11 protein-coding genes are annotated in these 14,764 nt (G+C 36.0%); 1 reads left to right on the forward strand and 10 read right to left on the reverse strand.

Annotated features, from left to right (window positions below; translation table 11 throughout):
• Positions 1–93: 93 nt before the first annotated feature.
• Both LEP1GSC059_RS16085 and LEP1GSC059_RS16090 read right to left on the reverse strand, forming a co-directional pair.
• On the reverse strand, positions 94–2,139 hold the full coding sequence (locus LEP1GSC059_RS16085; protein ID WP_036057848.1) for an AMP-dependent synthetase/ligase: 2,046 nt from the start codon (positions 2,137–2,139) through the stop codon (positions 94–96).
• 399 nt (positions 2,140–2,538) lie between these two features.
• Positions 2,539–3,036 (reverse strand): TlpA disulfide reductase family protein, encoded by a 498-nt coding sequence (locus LEP1GSC059_RS16090; RefSeq protein WP_017213585.1) that lies wholly within the window; start codon positions 3,034–3,036, stop codon positions 2,539–2,541.
• 89 nt (positions 3,037–3,125) lie between these two features.
• On the opposite strand from LEP1GSC059_RS16090, the gene LEP1GSC059_RS16095 reads away from it, so the two are divergent.
• Positions 3,126–3,548, forward strand: coding sequence for a hypothetical protein (locus LEP1GSC059_RS16095; protein ID WP_004428292.1), 423 nt, complete (start codon positions 3,126–3,128; stop codon positions 3,546–3,548).
• 369 nt (positions 3,549–3,917) lie between these two features.
• On the opposite strand, the gene LEP1GSC059_RS16100 is transcribed toward LEP1GSC059_RS16095, so the two are convergent.
• From LEP1GSC059_RS16100 to recN, 8 genes are all read right to left on the reverse strand, one after another.
• Positions 3,918–4,991: a glycosyltransferase family 4 protein gene (locus tag LEP1GSC059_RS16100; protein ID WP_337587752.1), complete on the reverse strand. Its 1,074-nt coding sequence runs from the start codon at positions 4,989–4,991 to the stop codon at positions 3,918–3,920.
• Between the two features lie 168 nt (positions 4,992–5,159).
• The gene (locus LEP1GSC059_RS16105; RefSeq protein ID WP_017213587.1) at positions 5,160–6,005 is read right to left on the reverse strand and encodes a 3'(2'),5'-bisphosphate nucleotidase CysQ; all 846 of its coding nucleotides are present in this window, start codon (positions 6,003–6,005) and stop codon (positions 5,160–5,162) included.
• A 24-nt stretch (positions 6,006–6,029) separates the two neighbouring features.
• Positions 6,030–6,470, reverse strand: coding sequence for an LIC11625 family surface-exposed protein (locus LEP1GSC059_RS16110; protein ID WP_017213588.1), 441 nt, complete (start codon positions 6,468–6,470; stop codon positions 6,030–6,032).
• Between the two features lie 61 nt (positions 6,471–6,531).
• A complete protein-coding gene (locus LEP1GSC059_RS16115) occupies positions 6,532–8,721 on the reverse strand; it encodes an ATP-dependent helicase (RefSeq protein ID WP_017213589.1) in 2,190 nt (729 codons plus the stop codon).
• A 3-nt stretch (positions 8,722–8,724) separates the two neighbouring features.
• Positions 8,725–11,616 (reverse strand): BamA/OMP85 family outer membrane protein, encoded by a 2,892-nt coding sequence (locus tag LEP1GSC059_RS16120; protein WP_475065009.1) that lies wholly within the window; start codon positions 11,614–11,616, stop codon positions 8,725–8,727.
• A 57-nt stretch (positions 11,617–11,673) separates the two neighbouring features.
• Complete coding sequence (locus LEP1GSC059_RS16125; RefSeq protein ID WP_002176695.1) at positions 11,674–12,123, reverse strand: ExbD/TolR family protein; 450 nt, start codon at positions 12,121–12,123, stop codon at positions 11,674–11,676.
• 2 nt (positions 12,124–12,125) lie between these two features.
• Entirely contained in the window at positions 12,126–12,731 is a 606-nt protein-coding gene (locus tag LEP1GSC059_RS16130) for a MotA/TolQ/ExbB proton channel family protein (RefSeq protein WP_017213590.1), read from the reverse strand.
• 111 nt (positions 12,732–12,842) lie between these two features.
• Positions 12,843–14,549, reverse strand: coding sequence for a DNA repair protein RecN (recN, locus tag LEP1GSC059_RS16135; RefSeq protein WP_017213591.1), 1,707 nt, complete (start codon positions 14,547–14,549; stop codon positions 12,843–12,845).
• Positions 14,550–14,764: the final 215 nt, after the last annotated feature.

The following is a 14,764-nucleotide window of genomic DNA, read 5'->3' on the forward strand; positions in this document are numbered from 1 at the left end:
ACAAATTTTATCGGTCCGATGACAAATTCTCCCAAGAAATAAAAAAGCCGACCAAAGGCCGGCTTTCAAAAGGAAATGAAAAATTAGAAAATTCTAATCTTGATTTGTAGAATAGATTTTTTTAATCTTATCGTTGTATTTTTCGGTGATCACATGACGTTTCATCTTCATCATATTGTTGAGTTCGTCTCCAACTTCAAAAGGTTTAGAAATCAAAATGAAAGGAGTCACTTGTTCGAAAGATTTAAATCCATTTTTAGTATTGTTTAAAGCTTTGATTTCTTTTCTGTAAAGATCGTAAATTTTTGGATTTTCGATCAACTTCTCGTTGTTAGTTTCGTTGATCCCGTTTTCCTTAGCCCACTCCTGAAGTTTTTCGAAATCTGGAACTACAATTGCTCCTAAATTCTTTTGATCCTGGCCAATCACCATACACTGACTAATGTATGTGGATTCCTGAAGTTTATTTTCGATAGGAACCGGTTCTACGTTTTCTCCTCCTAGAAGTACTACAGTGTCTTTTGCACGACCGGTAAGAGTCAGGGTCTTTTTGAAATTGATCATACCCATATCCCCGGTGTTCATCCAACCGTCTGTAATCGCTTTGGAAGTGGCTTCTTCATTTTTAAAATAACCCTTCATAACTTGAGGGCCCTTGATAAAAACTACTCCTTTTAGTCCCATTTTACCTTGAGCGATATTTCCACTTTCGTCTATTTCGGTTAAAACTGCATTGTTATCGTTACGGATTTGAAGTTTCGTTTTAGGAACGATCACACCCACCGAGCCGATAATAAGCTTCTCAAAGGTTCTTACAGAAATCACTGGGGAAGTTTCAGTCATTCCATAACCTTCCAACACATTGATTCCGATATTTCCGAAAAATTCATCTACGTGTCTTGGAAGCGCCCCTCCTCCAGAAATGGAAGCTTTCAATTGCCCGCCAGTCGCTGCTCTGATCTTAGCAAGAACGATTTTATCCAAGGTAAAACTATTTAAAACAAGCGCCAAACCAGAGACGATGTAAAGAGGTGACGTCAAGAAATACAATTCGGTTCCAGCAAAATAAGCGCCTAACGCACTCGCCAGAACTGTTAGAGTAAATGGCCCTGTTAGTAAAAACTGAAAGAACATTAGAATTCCGTAAAAGAAAGATGCGATCGGATTTCTTCCTGTATAATCCACTTCGATTCCTTTTAAAAAACGAAGCGCTTGATTTTTCTTTCTGGAAAAGAAATAAGCAAGTTTAAAAAGACCTCTGCGAAGCGCTGGAGTTTGGGCCGGATCGTTGATTCTTGTATAAATTCCGTTATAGATATTTTCCCAAAGTCTTGGGGCGGAACCCATAAAAGTAGGTTTTACTGTAGCCAAATCCTGACGAAGATCCCTTACATTTGTGTAATACGTAGCCGCTCCTAAACCAATACAAACATACTCTACTACCCTTTCAAACACGTGCCAAATTGGAAGAATCGATAGTAAACGAGCTCCCGCTTTAATATCCAACATAGGACTTACGTAGTTTACCTGGTGCATCATATTGGAATGTTTGAGCATAACTCCTTTGGGAAGCCCGGTCGTTCCGGAAGTATAGATTAACGTAAAAAGATCCTCAGGATGAATTGCAGCGATTCTTTCTTCCGCCTTTTTAGATCCACCAGCACGAAGCGTTTTTCCCCTTTCAACTAACTCCTGCATTTTCAAGACTCCAGGAGAATTACTCGCAGGATCCATCATAATCAACGTTTTTACGTTTGTAAGTTGAGACTTGTTTCTGTTAAATTTTTCTAACATTTTATCGTTTTCGATAAAAACAACTTCTACTTCCGAATGATTGAGAATATAAACGATTTCAGAATCTGTAATGTCGGTTCCACGAGGAACATTGGCCGCACCCGTAAGAATCACGCCATAGTCAGCGATGATCCATTCGATCCGATTGTCTGCTAACAAACCAACTTTTTGTTTCTGTTGAACACCCAATTCAATCAAGGCTTCCGCAAGTTGAATTCCCTGCTCGTACAGTTGACCATAAGTTGTTGGATAATAATTTTTTTTAGAATCCTTGGAAAAAAAAGCAGGTAAATCTCTGTATTTTTCCACGGATTCACGAAATAGCTGCGCTAAGTTTTCCGCCATCAAACTTCATTTAACTCCTGGTATCTTTCATTATTAAAACTTAGGAATTCCGACAAAGATCTTTGTCGGCAAGGATTCAAAGGTAAATAGGGAACCTAAGAAATAAACCTTTTTTTTCAAAATGCTTTTGAGAAGGTTCTCTTTTTATTCGAATTGTTATATAATATACAAATTCAAAATCAATAAAAGTATTTTATCTGCGTATTGTTTACAAACGGGACATCTCAAGTGACTCTTTTTTTGAATCTAGAAGTTTTTCACATTTCAGCATAAACGATCCGTTTTAAAAATGAATTCTTTCTATGTGGGAACTATTACAAATTTTAATTTTACAGTTTCATTCTCAAATCAAATTTCTACGCAAAATCGTTGTTTTGTGAAATCATTCATTTTATACAGTTAAGGCGCAGAAAACCAATTTGAAAAACTAGCTCTGAGTTTAGGATAATCTTTTTCCCGAATGCCATATTGAATTTTAAGAAGAGTTCCAGACTGACTAAAGACAATTAAAGCAGGTTGACCTTCCACATTATATTGATTGATCAAAGTAAAATCCCGATCTACAAAGAACGGATAAGTCATTCCAAATTCTTTAGCCGCTTTTAAATGCTCTTCTTTGGAAAGTTCAGGTTCTGTATTAATTCCTAAAAGAATCCCATTTTTTCCATTTAAGTCTTTAGAAAGTTTTTCCAAAACGGGAACCGCATCTTTACAAGGCTCACACCAAGAAGCCCAAATATCTAAAAGTAAAACCTTTCCTTTGTTTTCTTTTAAAGAAACAGAATGTCTATCCAAATCGTAAAGGGAAAGCTGATAAAGAATGGATTCTTCCTTGGAAAGATTACAAGAAAATAGCAGAAAAAAAACAAATAAAAAAATTAAACGCAAATTCCACATGATTTCATCTTATTCAAAAAAACGAATAGAAAGCAAAAGGAAAAAATCTTTTCAGCAAAATCTATTCGCAAAAATTGGGAATCACTCCAGTGAATCCTGTTTTTTATAATTATTTTTCGGGTCTTGAAGAATTTCTGTCCTATCTCAAAAAAGATCGATTTGTCGGCTCCGGAATCATTTCTATACCCGCACAAAAAGAACCTTATTTATCGGAAACGGATTGTAAAGCAAAGTTAGAATGGAAAGAAGAACAACTAATCGTCTTTCTCGAAGGAAAAAAAAATTCAAAATCTTTTTTGGTTCCTTTAAATTCTACAGATACAAATGGAAAGAAAAGAAACAAACTGGAATTTTTTCCGGATTTTTTTCGTTTTCAAAACGGAGAAGAAGGATTTTCAGTAAGACTCCAACCTCTGGATTTGGAAAGAATTCATCTTCAAATCGATTCTAAGGTCGGCTTGGAATTCTCGGGTACATTGACTAGACTTTCGGGTTGGAAAAAATGGTTCTAAGTTCATTTTAAAAATTTAAAATTAATTTCACAAGTTATACCTTATCAAGGAAGACTTACACCCTGCAACGTGATCTGTCGAGCGCCAATAGAAGCGAGACGCTGAGTTTGAGAGAGTGGTACATTAATTTTTCCTAATGTTGGGTGGTGGGTGAAAAGGTTTGAGAGACTTTTCTCTATCAAGAAAATATAATTTTTGTAAATAAAAAGACTTATTCTGTCGGAGTACTTGAAAAATGTGCGTTTTTGATCCCTCTAATTCTAAAATCCTCTTCAACTATGGATAAGGTTATGACTTTCTGATTTTGTAGGAGTTCTCACATTCATTAAAAAATCAAAATTATTATTCTCAAATTTTGACCAAACGAATTTAAGACAGATCCTTCTTCAAACTTAAAACTTCTCGGATTTGACCCGAAATCGTCTTTACAGCTGCGCTTCGATAAAATTTTCGAATGTCCACTTTTTTTCCAGAATATGGTTTTTTGGAAAAATCCAAAAGCGCCGAAGTCCATAGATTTTCTTCTAATTCCAAATATCGAATTTTATTTCCTCCAATCTCTCTAAACACTGAAAGATCAGTTACGATTGCAGGTTTTTCAAGACTCAATGCTTCTAAAAGAGGAATTCCAAATCCTTCATACAAAGAAGAAAATAAGAATAATGAACACTTTTTATACATGTGGGCCAGCTCAACGTTAGTCGGGCTTTCAATCCAAATAATTCCAGCGGCTTTACTTTCGGAACTTCTCAAGGTTTCAATAAAGGCTGGATCTTCCCAACCGGCTTTTCCACCAATTACCCAAGAAAACCTTTGATTATATTTTATATTTTTTGAATATTCAATATATGAGTTATATAAAAATCGGTAATTTTTTCTAGGTTCGATGGTGGAAACCGAAAGAAAAAATTTTTTTGGCAATAAATCCACCCTTTCTCCTGGTTTTTCTTTAAACAAACTTTTAAATTCTGAAAGTTCAATACCTGGATAAACCACCTGCATCTTCTCCAATGGTATATGAAAAAATTTAGCAATTTCATTTCGAGTCGATTCCGAAATAGGAAGTAATTTATCTGCTCGTTTGATAGAACGGGAAAGATAGAATTTTTGTTGAATTCGAGCTATAGTTCTCATCGTGTCTGGAAAACGATACGCTACTATATCATTGTATGTTAAAACAGTCGCAGTCTTTTTAGAAAGAAAAGGAGGTAGGACCTGCTGAGTTCCCCAAAATAAATCTAATTTGATTTTTCTAAGTTGAAGTGGAAGAGCAATAGCAAAATAAAGTCCTCCCTTTTTGGAAAAAAAACCTTCTCCTTTGATAAAACGGATTCCAGGAAGATTTAGAAGATTAGAATAACTAGGATGTAAATCCTTATGAGAAAAAAGATAAAACTCAAAACTAGAATCATTTCCCAAATCCAACAAAGCGCTATGGATCATTTTACCTACTCCGGAAACGGACGTGGAAAAAGGTCTTGCGTCTACACCGATTTTAATTTTAGAAATTGTTTTTTTTGAATATTCTATTTTTCTCATATATAAAAATGATTAACAAATATTTTAAGGATCTTTAAGAAAACAAAAAAAATCAAATGACAAAATACATCGTCAACTCCAATCTCGTAAACCGGATTGAAAATACGATTTAGAATCTTCCCAAACCTGTGTAAGTGAATGAGTATGTCCCGCGATAAGCCCCTCTCCTCTTCCATTTGAAGTTTGAAATTTATAAGGTTTACCAGTTCTAATTTCCAAATCGGAACCTCCCGAGGAATTTATAAGTGCAATTCCCGCACAAATGTCCCAATCATTTTTTGGTTTTAAAGAAATAGAAAGAGCCGCTTTTCCCGCCGCCACCAAACCGAGCTTATACGCAATAGAGCCCATTGCCACAAATTCCCAACCCAAAGGAACCATAGAAGAAGAAAAAAGACCTTCCTTTTCTTCGGTTCTAGAAATAAGAACTTTCTGAATAGGTTTGAAATCACTTAATATTTTTGTAAAGTTCTGGAGTTTAACCGAAAAAGAATCTGGTATTTTTTCTAACTTTTGATAAACTACTCCTAAATCTTCCGCTCCGTAGATCAACTCTAAAGTAACCGGGTTAAAAACCACTCCTAAAATTGCTCTTCCAAAAACGGATAGCCCGAGACTGATCGCAAACTCCGGATTTTTATGTACAAATTCTCTGGTTCCGTCTATGGGATCCAAAATCCAAACGGTTTGTAATTTGGAAACGTCCTTTTTTTCAGAATCCTCTTCAGAAAGAATCGGAATATTCAAAAAACGTAAACTTTCCGAGATATGAGAACTCGCTTTTAGATCCGCTTCAGTTACTGGATCGTTTTTTCCTTTATCCTTGACCTTAAAATCAGAATGATAAATTTCTAATACGATTTTACCAGCTTCTAAGACAGAATCTACGGCAGGTTGAAGATACTCAATCGAATTCAAAAAAGAGAATACTCTAAATAAAAATTATTTTCCGCTCTTACCATCCGGTGCCGAAGTATTCTCTTTATGAGGATCATCCAAATTTTCGGGACGAAGATAAAACACTTCGTTTTCTGGAGTCTGGAGATAAATTTCCGGGTCCATTTTAAAACTATAGAAAAACAGATACTTTTTAAATTTTACATAAACCGTGTAAGTTCCCTTTTGTGGTTCGTAAAGCATGGTATCCGCATTCAAATCTTTAGTAATTTCTTTATATTCTAAATACCTGTGGTGAAGAGTATATTTTACCGCAGAAAGAAGGTTCTTTTCGAGGGTCGCTTTTTTAGTCGCGTCCGAAAGTTTTACATTCTTATTGTACTCTTCTACTTTATTAAATTCCTCTACAACACCTTGCGATTTTCCGGCCTGAAGGCTAAAAAAGGCAAAGAAAAATAAAAGACAAATTGCGAGTGATTTCTTCATCTTGAGTTTCCTGTTTTTCGTTATTAATATCGGATTCTAAAACGACAAACTTTCCACTTTCTTATAATTTCTCAAGGGGGGTGTAGGCAACAAAAAAGTTCTTTTCGACGTTTCCAAAACGGATAGCGACCTTTGTATTTTTTTCCCTACCGGAAATGGTCAAAATCGTTCCAACTCCGAATTGTTTGTGTTTTACCCGATCTCCCGGTTTAAGATAGAGATTATTTGGATCTGGTGTGTTCGGTTCAAATTCTTTCTTCACTTGTCTAATTTTAGAAGCCATTGGGGGGCCCTGTGGTTTTCTAGCAGTTCGTTCTCGAATTCCATAACCTCGATTCCCAAAACATTCCCTTGGAATTTCAGATAAAAACCGAGAAGGAATTCTATCTTCCACTTTACCAAACTTTCTAGAAGTCCTACAATAACTTAAGAATAATTCTTCCCGAGCACGAGTAAGGGCGACGTAAAAAAGTCTTCTTTCTTCTTCATCCCCAAAATGAGATTCTTCTAAACTCATACTATGTGGAAAAGTGCCCTCTTCCAATCCGGAAAGAAAAACGATTTCAAATTCAAGTCCTTTCGCGTTATGCACCGTCATCAGATTTACATAATCGGTAAGTTCTTTAGAATCTTCTTCGCTTGTAATTAAACTAATCTGATTTAAATACTCCTCCAAAGAGGGAGAATCCGAATTCTTTTCGTATTCCTCTATCGAGTTGACCAATTCTTGAAGGTTTTCTAAACGAGCTACGGATTCTTCTGTTCCTTCGTCCTTAAGATGAGACATGAGACCAGAACGATTCAAAAGTTCTAATGCGATTTCGGAAGGAGACAAACCTTTTTCTGATTTTTCGATCAAATCGCAGAATAAACTATAAAGTTCCTTACCTTTAGATTTAGCTGCTTTTTTGAGAGGAATGTCTTCTTGACCCAAAACTTCCAAAAGGGAAATTCCTTTTTCGAGTGAAAATTCTCGAATTTTTTCAATTCCAGAATCTCCAATCCCTCTCGGTGGATAATTTATGATTCTAAGCAAAGAAACGCTATCCAGAGGATTTGAAACCACATTTAGATACGCGATCAAATCTTTGATTTCTGCCCTATCAAAAAATCGAAAACCTCCGAAAATTTTATACGGAATCCCCACATTTCTCAAAGCTTCTTCGAAATATCTAGATTGAGAATTTGTTCTATAGAATATTGCAATATTCTTATATTCTGTTCCACCTGAATACGCAGAGCGTATCCTAGTAATTACTCCATGAGCTTCCTCGGATTCGTTTTCAAATTCGTTTAACACTACCGGAGCGCCTTCCGGGTTATTTGTAAATATTTCCTTTTCTTTTCTCTGACTATTATTTGAAATTACATTAGAAGCCGCTAATATAATATTAGACGTAGAACGGTAGTTTTCTTCCAGTTTAACTACAACGGATTCTGGAAAATCCTTTTCGAAGTTCAGAATGTTTCCTATGTCAGCCCCTCTCCAAGAATAAATAGATTGATCGTCGTCTCCAACGACACATAGGTTCCCTTTTTCTCCTGCAAGAAGTAAAACAAGTTCGTATTGAACCTTATTTGTATCTTGATATTCATCCACCATCACGTATTCCCATTTGTGACGGTATTTAGAAATTACATCCGAAGATTTTTGAAAAAGTTGAACCGTTTTCCATATCAGATCTCCGAAATCAAAAGCATAGTTTGCGTCCTTTCTCTTTTCGTATTCTTTATAGATCGCGGATACGGCCTTAGAAAAATCGTTGCGGCCTTCTTTTTCCAAATAACTTTCAGGAGACAACATCTTGTCTTTCAAACCGCTAATATAGTTTCCAAGTGTGGAGGGTTTGTAAAATTTAGGATCCAAAGAAAGATCCTTAATCACTTGTTTTAAAAGTGATTCTTGAAGAGTAGTATCATAAATTGTAAAACCGTTATCAAATCCGAAAAAGGAAGCTTCTCTTCTCAGAATATACAAACAAAGAGAATGGAAAGTTTTGATCTGAACGTTTGCAGGTAAAAAAGGAACTAATTTTTTTACTCTTTCTACCATCTCCGCTGCTGCCTTATTGGTAAAGGTCACTGCACAGATACGATCGATACAATGGTTGATTAAAAGATTTGCAATTCTATGAGTAATTACCCTCGTTTTACCGGAACCTGCGCCCGCCAAAATCAAAACCGGACCGTTTACTTGTAAGACAGCTTTTTTTTGTTCTTCGTTTAAATCTGATAAAAATGAAGAGTCCACAGACTAAAACCTATAGTCCCCAATTCCAAACACAAACTGAAATGCATTATCAGATTCAAATTTAGTAAAAGGATGATCTGCAACCCCAGTATACTTTAACTTCTGAGCAAAATAAATTCTAAGTGGAAGAACCGGGATTTGAATTCTAAGTCCGATTCCCCAAGAAAATCGAAATCTATCCAAGGCAATATTATTTCCGGAAAGTACTAGGTTAGCTGGGTTGTTCAGTTCTTCAAAAGTATAATCCGCTTTTCTAAGAGCGGTTAAATTATAATTATTAGCAAGGTAATAGCCCACAGGATCTTTCATTTGAGCTTCTCTGACTCTTTGGTCATAAGTTTCAAAAAGATCCTTTCTTACTCCAGTGGCACGGTTTACTTCTTCGTACAAAGCGCCCGCATCAAAAAAAGCGACTAACCAAAGTAAGGTGGGTTCAATCGGAAAGCGAAGTTCCGAACCGAACATCATTCTGGTTGCGGCACCGTCTCTCCATTCGGTAGGATATTTTGCATCATTATAAAACCATCCGCGTAGAGATTCATATCCACCTAAGAATTGTAAATCTTGTAACTGAATATAAGGTTTTTGAATTGGATCTTGTTTTCCATAATACGGAACCCTTTGATACGTAAAAAGAGAAGAACTTCTAAATTCCTGAACGACTCTCCAACGTCTGAGAGCATTGTTTCTAAAAAGTCCAAAAAGACTATAGTCGAACCAAGTGTGGTAATATTCCGCAAGAACTCGATACTGATCGAAGTGAGACTGTCCACCGAGTGCCTGACCCACGTTATCTATTTGAAAGAGTAAATCGTAACCCTGTGTAGGATTAAATACGTTATCTCTAATATCATACGCAATTCCATTTGAAATTTGAGAACGGAACTGCCATCCTCTACGAACCTCAGCAAGAACCTGATCCGATACAAGAGAAGAAGGATTTGTAGAAGCATAAATACTAGGGGAATATCTATGAAAATGAGTCCAATTGATAAAAATCCTATGACCAATTCCTACCGTAAAACCTACCCCGTCTCTGGAATAGATAGCTTGCTCTTTGATAGATTGTTGATTATTGTTTTCGGTAATTGAAACTGCTCCTACGTTGTAAATTCTAGAAGAATAAAAAAGAGAAAGTGAAAGAGACCAAGGTTTATTGTAAAGCCAAGGTTCCGTCCAAGTAATCTGAAATAGTCTTCTAAAAGGACCGAACTCTAAACGACCTGAAATTTTTTGACCAGTTCCGTTTAAATTGTTTTCACCTACTTCCGTAAAGATAGAAAATCCAGTGATCGTACCGTAACCACCTCCCATAGAAACGGTTCCTGTCGGTTGTTCCACAACTTCTATAATCAGATTCATTTTAGTCTGATCGGAACCTGGTCTCATGTTAAAGTTTACTTCTTTAAAATAACCTAGGTTAAAAATTCTTTCTCGGGAACGATTGACTAAGATGGAATTAAACAAATCTCCCTGTTTAAATAGAAGTTCTCTTCGGATCACACGATCTTGGGTTTTTTTATTACCTTTGATGACTACGTTTTCCACATAGGCGAGATTGTTTTCTCGTATATTAAAATCTACGTGAACAAATTTCTTACCGTGTAACTCAGGTTTGGTATTGTAAAGTTGTCTCAGACGTTTGATATGAAGTTGAGAATATTCGTTTTCACAAATTCTTCTTTCTTCTTCGGATTTACGGCTATAACAATTTTCATAATATTCTAAATTTTCACGATCTAAAGATACTATTTTTCTACGCGGAATTACCTGAGCAAAAAGATAACCTCTCGAACTGTAAAGTTCGTTCATCGTTCCACGATCTCGCATAAAACGAGTTTCGTCAAAAATCACTCCTACGTCCGCATCATTGTAATCTAAACTTTTTTCGATCTCTTTAGGAGTAAATAGAGGTTTTAATTCTTCTTTTGTGGTTTCGGGAGGATTTTTTTCTTTGTTTAAAAAGAGAGGTCTGCCTTCTCCATCTAAAGACATGTCATGGTTTAAATTATAGCCGTTGAAAAAATAAACCTGGCCTTCGGAAATTTTAATGTTTACGATAATAACTCTTCTATCTTTTTTTTCTGGGTTTTCCCAGTGAATCTCCCAATTGGTTCCCTCTCGGATCAATTCAGCATCCAAATAACCTTTACTTTTAAGATAAGCGACAATCATATCCTTATCTTTTTCAAAGGAAGATTCTTTAAAGTTTCCACCTTCAAAAACCCCTTCCTCTTTCATCTCCATAATAGAAAGGATTTCGGACGTTTCAATAGATTCGTTTCCGTAAACGTTGATCTTAGAAACTGGAATCTCTTCTCCTTCATCTATGATAAAGCGAACTCGAACCAGATTTGTTTTAGGATCTGGTTTACCCAATTCCACTTTTACATAAGCCAGGAAAAATCCCTCGTCTCTGTATTTTTGAAGAATTAAATCTCTAGACTTAGTGATCTTTTGAGGTGTGATCACTTCATTGTCTTTGAGAGGAAGTTTATCTCTTAGGTCCGCAGGAAAAACTTCATCTGCTCCTACAAATTCAATTTCTCTAACTCTAGGTCTTTCTTTAAGATCAAATATGATTCGAATGCCGTCTTGGAAATCTTCCGCTTGAATATCTACGAAATAAAAAAAACCAGAATTAAAAAGATTTTTTAAATCTCTATCTAGAATTCTTTTTGTAAGTATTTTACCAACTTTTATCTCGATCATAGATTCGAGATCCGCGTCGGGAGTATTTTTATTTCCTTTGAATTTAACTTCTTTGATTGTCTTTCCTAAAAAGTCATTTCGTTTAGAAAGGATCTGAGTTAGTTCGCCTGAATAGAATAGAAGTCCTACAAGGACCGCAAATAAAGTTCCTTTTAAAATTGGGGAGAATATTCTTCGCTTCAACGTAAAACTAAAACCACCCGGATATTTGCAATGAATCAAAACCGCTCAAACCAGAATTTATTTTTCTCCGGAACCAGTTTGTCTTACCATAGCCAGGTTAAATTTGCTTACTCCTGCTTCATTTACCTTATCAATTACTTTGATCACGGTTTGATAACTTGCAGTTCCATCCCCTCGGATGATCACTCGATTCTTCCCTGGTTCTCTCTTTTCCAAAGGGCCTAGGAAAACATTGATTTTTTCGGTTAGCTTTTCCACAGGAACCGGTTCTGTATCCTTATCCAAAAAAACTTTTCCATCTTTATTTACAGTAATTACAAGTTCGTCTTTTTTCTTTTCCTGCGCAGTGGAAGAAGACCTAGGAAGTTCAATTTTCATTACGGTTGATTTTTCCAAAGTCGCATTCATCAAAAAATAAATGACGATAAATGAAATTACATCGATCAAAGGAGCCAATTCAATTTGGCCAGTTCTATTTGCAGAAGATCGAAATTTTCTAAATTTCATATTTATTTCATATATTTGAGAGCCTGACCGGAAAGATTTTCCATTTCAGCAATCGTGTCTTCTTTTTTCTTTTGAAAATAATTATAAGCTACGTAAGCAGGAATCGCAATTGCAAGTCCCATTGCAGTAGTAATCAGCGCTTCACTAATTCCAACTTCTGCCCCTCTAGTTCCAGAACCTTCTTCAAAAGAACGAATAATTCCAAGTACAGTTCCCAAAACTCCCAAAAGAGGAGAAATAGTTGCAATCGTACCTAGTCCGGAAAGAAATCTTTCCATTTTTAAGATCTGTGCAAAACCAGCTGAAAGCATTTCTTCTTCAGCTGCTTCTAAATTTTTAAGGGAAGATTCAATACCTGCTTGGAGGACTAAAACAGAAGGACCGCTTTTCATTCCTTTTAGAAAATCGATTGCGGTATTCCAATTTCTTTGGCGAAACAATTCTTTCAAAGAACGCCAATCTTCTTGAGAAATCGGTTTCCATTTGGAAAAATAAATCAGTCTTTCTATGATAATTGTAAAACCGATGATGGAAACTAAAACGATAACAATCGGTACAGATTCCGGAGGAATTGCGGAAATTAGAGAATCAGATTTAGCTAAAAACATTTGAGTAAAATTCTCCTATAAGTAGAGTTTAAAACTCTCTTGTAGCTGCCAAACAGTTTTCTAATCCGCATACCTCCTTTTTACAGAGATTCTAAATCGGGAAATCTGCAACTAAACCGCCTGTTTTTTGAGCAGTTCTTTTGCATGTTCAAGAGCGCCTTTCGATACTCTCTGACCCGAAATCATTCTAGCAAGTTCCAAAGTTCGTTCCTCTAAACTTAGAAATTCCGCTTTAGAAAATGTACGTCCTCCTTCCACTGATTTAGTAATTTTTAAATGATCGTTGGCAGCCGAAGCGATCTGCTGTAAATGAGTGATCAAAATCAATTGATGATTTTCCGCTAGATTCTTCAGTTTGCGAGCCACATCCATAGCAATCTCTCCACCTAAGCCAGAATCAATTTCATCAAAAATCAAAACTCGTAAATTAGATTGTCTGCCCAAAATGGAACGGATCGCCAACATGACTCTAGAAACTTCTCCACCCGAAGCAATTTTACGAAGTGGTCTAGGTTTTTCTCCTGGATTGGGACTAAAATAAAATTCAAGCTGATCAAGCCCAGACTCGTTTACGATATAACTTTTACCGGAAGCGGAAACCTCTCCTTCTGGATTAGGCTCCCAACGTAATACAACTTGAACCGCAGCCCCAGACATTCCAAGTTGTTCCAATTCTAATTTCAGAGAGGATTCAAAACGAATCAGAGATTCCCTTCGCGATTTGGAAAGTTGAATTGATAGAGAAGCAAGTCTAGAGGCGACCTTTTCTATTTCTACTTCCATAGATTCCTTATTTTTGGAATTTTTTTCCATCGCTTCTAACTCCTGTTCTGCTTTATTTTTGCAGTCCAGAATCTCTCCCAAATCGGAGCCGTATTTTTTTTTCATTTTAGAAATCAGATCCAACCTAGATTGAACAAACTGAAGTCTGTCCGGAGAAAAGAAAATTTCTTCCTTTTCATCTAAAATGGAAGAATTGATTTCTTTGAGTTGTATATAAATTTCCTGTAAAGAATCCAAAGTTTTCGAAAAATCGGGTTGAATGGATTTAATTTTTTCCGCCGCACTCAGAAGTTTTGGGAACAAAGGTAAAATGGCCGATTCGTTATCCGCCAAATAAGAAGATAAAATTTCATAATTCTCCGCCAGCAATTCTCCGTGTGCAAGAAGATGTTCTTCTTGGGTGAGTCCTTCTTCTTCCCCTTCTTTTAGATCCACCTCTTTAATTTCCCGAATTTGAAAGGTAAGAAATTCAATTCGTTTGGATTTTTCTTCCTCACTCTTACGTAATTCTTCTAGACGTTTTTTCAAACTTCGATAGGTAAGAAAACATTCCTTCACTTCATTTCTCAAAGGAACAAGACCTGCATGCAAATCAATAATGTCTAACTGTTCTCCTCTATCCAAAAGTAGAATCTGATCGTTTTGATTATGCACTTCGGCGAGTAATTCCCCTAATCCCCGAAGCGTGGTGGAAGAAGCTAAAGACTGATTGATTAAAATTCTAGATTTTCCGTCCCGCCCACACTCTCGGTGTAAGGTGAGTTCTTTGGATTCAAAAGGAAAACCTTTTTCTTTGAGCCATTCCATCGCGGCTGGATTTTTGGAAAGGTCGAACACACCTTCTAAGACATATCGAGGAGCGTTCGTTCGGATTTCCATAGGGCTGCTTTTTCCGCCTAACAAAGAAGAAATGGCGTCCAAAATGAGAGATTTGCCAGCTCCAGTCTCTCCGGTAATTACGGTCATTCCTTTTTGAAAATCTACACAAGCTTCTTCAATCAGAGCAAAATCTCTTATATTCAGGGTCTTTAACATACTTACCTCAAAATACTAAACAAATTATACCCTTTATTTAATTGCTATACAAATGATTGCAATCTTTTTTTATTAGAAAAAAATTTTTGTATCTCTTTTGGGATAATCCATTCTCACTCACCCTTGAAAATCCTTAAGTTTTATCTTGAAACCTGCACTCACTCTTTTGTTTTCAAAACTCAAAATATGATTTTTTGAGTAAGTTTATTTTTTAT

The sequence above is a fragment of the Leptospira noguchii serovar Panama str. CZ214 genome, from assembly GCF_000306255.2.
In the GTDB taxonomy this organism is placed as follows: Bacteria; Spirochaetota; Leptospiria; order Leptospirales; family Leptospiraceae; genus Leptospira; species Leptospira noguchii.